Origin of the sequence: Candidatus Jidaibacter acanthamoeba (genome assembly GCF_000815465.1) — a bacterium.
Lineage (GTDB): Bacteria > Pseudomonadota > Alphaproteobacteria > Rickettsiales > Midichloriaceae > Jidaibacter > Jidaibacter acanthamoebae.
The window spans coordinates 1-509 of sequence record NZ_JSWE01000056.1; the positions used below are offsets into that span (position 1 = coordinate 1).

1 protein-coding gene is annotated in these 509 nt (G+C 33.8%); it reads left to right on the forward strand.

Features of this window, described 5'->3' with window-relative positions; genetic code table 11:
• Positions 1 to 236 precede the first annotated feature (236 nt).
• Positions 237 to 497: a transposase gene (locus NF27_RS13120; protein WP_039455008.1), complete on the forward strand. Its 261-nt coding sequence runs from the start codon at positions 237 to 239 to the stop codon at positions 495 to 497.
• Positions 498 to 509 lie beyond the last annotated feature (12 nt).

Consider the following 509-nt stretch of genomic DNA (forward strand, 5'->3'; position numbering starts at 1 on the left):
AAGGTGTTAGAATTATTGAAATAGAAGAACCCAGGTGGAACGGGTTAAGTGATAAACAGATACTTCGGCTTAAATCTGCCTGTGAACATAGGATGGCAACCTGCAAGCAAAAGAACCAAAATCCGGCATTGTGGTGCAAATAAGTAAATTTAACTGACATACCTAAAGAATTAAATATCATAAAGGAAGTAAGGCAGCCATATTGATAAGCTTAGGATCAAAAGAAATCAGCTGCTATGAAAAGAAGGAAACAAGAGAGAAGAAGCAACTCTAAAAAGATAAAATACAAAATAAATAACTGGAGTGAATATAACCAATCTCTAAAGAATAGAGGGTCACTTACTGTTTGGATAAGTAAGGATATAGAGAAGTTATGGTATTTTAGTAAAGGCAGTATATGTAAACGTGGAAGGTTAACCTTTTATTCTGATTATGTAATAGAGATGATGCTAACGGTTGTGTTGCAAAGAATAGAAATTGGAGATAGATGTTGGTAGAAGCAAATAACT